Consider the following 1582-nt stretch of genomic DNA (forward strand, 5'->3'; position numbering starts at 1 on the left):
CGTTCGACTTGCATGTGTTAAGCACGCCACCAGCGTTCGTCCTGAGCCAGGATCAAACTCTCCGTAAAAGAGAAACATCCACACCCACCCAAAGGGCGAGCGCGAACAATGATACTGGCCAGACCAAAACCAAACTGGTTTCAATCCGATCCAAAAAAGACCCCACCGCAACTGTCCACACCACCATGCTGGCGATGCGACCCGAAACGCTGAGAGTCAAATGATTGGCATTGACTATCAAGCACACTGTTGAGTTCTCAAACAACCGACGCACACCGTCAGATTAGCGACTCTTCTTGTTCGCTTCCCTGTCCGGGGCAGTTCCTTAAACTTACCAGATTCTTTCGGCCGATCAAATTCGCTTCGGTTCTTACGAACCGGAAGGAATTGCAACCTGCTTGCCGAATATGGCGACCCACCCGATTCCGGGGAACACGAAGTTCCTCGATCCTGCGATGTGGGTTTCAGCCCCGGCGCGGCCACTCGGTTCGTTTCCTACCCGGTGTCCGTCTGCCCGTCGGGCTGACCTGGAGAACATTACACACGATCCCGCGTACGCGCCAACTCGGCCGCAGTGGCCTGCGGCACACCATGTTTCCGCAGGTCAGAGCGCATTTGAACAACTCATGAGCCAACATCGGACAACGCTTGTGACCGGGGCCACGCTCCTGAGGCGCAAGCCCCCGGTCCGCGCACCTCGACGTGCCGTCCGTTGCCGCTCCCCCACGATCATTTTCCGCTCCCCGGGCCTCGGCCGCACCTCGAGACCGCGCACGGGGCCCGCGTACTACGTTCGGGTCGTGACACCTGAGCACTCACCGGCGTCGTCCGCCGGGAACCAGACCGAACGCCGCACCGCACCGGACGCGCTCCCCGGCGCCGTCCGCCGGGCGGGCGTCGACGACGCGGCCGAGACCGCGTGGCTCGCCGCCCTCACCTTTCCCCTGGCCTGCCCGCCGGGCACACCGACGTCCGACATGGCCATCCACATCGCGCACAAGCTGACCCCCGGGCACTTCCGTGGCTGGGCCGACAGCGACCGGCACGCGCTGCTCGTCCACGACGACGGCACGCGCCTGCTCGGCTACGCGCTCCTCGTGCTCGGGACGCCCGACGGCGCGGCCGAGGCCGACGCCGTCCGCTCGGCGACCGGGCGCGAGGCGCCGTACGTCGAGCTGTCCAAGATCTACGTGCACCCCGACGTGCTGGGCGGCGGGGTGGCCGGCGCGCTCATGCGGGGCGCCGTCGACGCGGCGGCCGAGCTCGGCCCGGGCCTGCCGTTCTGGCTCGGCACCAACGCGCGCAACGAGCGCGCCCAGGCCTTCTACCGCAAGAGCGGCTTCGAGGTGGTCGGACGGCGCACCAAGCGGGTGGGCGACCTGGACCACGACGACCTCGTACTGCTGCGCACGCAGGCAGAGCCCGTCAGCCAGGCGTAGCCCGCGCGCAGAAAGGTGTGGCCGGCGCCCTCCGGCGTCGGCCACACCCCCCCCCCCCCCCAACGAAACCCGCTGTGAAAACCGCGGGGAACCCCGCCGCGAGCGCCGGGTCAGCAGCACTTGGTCCACAGCGAGCGGGTCTC

The 1582-nt window shown here is 66.8% G+C and carries 1 protein-coding gene and 1 rRNA gene; one reads left to right on the forward strand and one right to left on the reverse strand.

Going from position 1 to position 1582, the window contains the following annotated elements:
- Nucleotides 1–68: ribosomal RNA gene (locus ACFV9Q_RS11420) — 16S ribosomal RNA — on the reverse strand; the annotation flags it as partial.
- A 732-nt stretch (nt 69–800) separates the two neighbouring features.
- Between ACFV9Q_RS11420 and ACFV9Q_RS11425 the strand changes: the two genes are divergently transcribed.
- A complete protein-coding gene (locus tag ACFV9Q_RS11425; RefSeq protein WP_377234523.1) occupies nt 801–1439 on the forward strand; it encodes a GNAT family N-acetyltransferase in 639 nt (212 codons plus the stop codon).
- Nucleotides 1440–1582: the final 143 nt, after the last annotated feature.

It is taken from the genome of Promicromonospora sp. NPDC059942, assembly GCF_042731755.1.
Classification (GTDB): Bacteria; Actinomycetota; Actinomycetes; order Actinomycetales; family Cellulomonadaceae; genus Promicromonospora.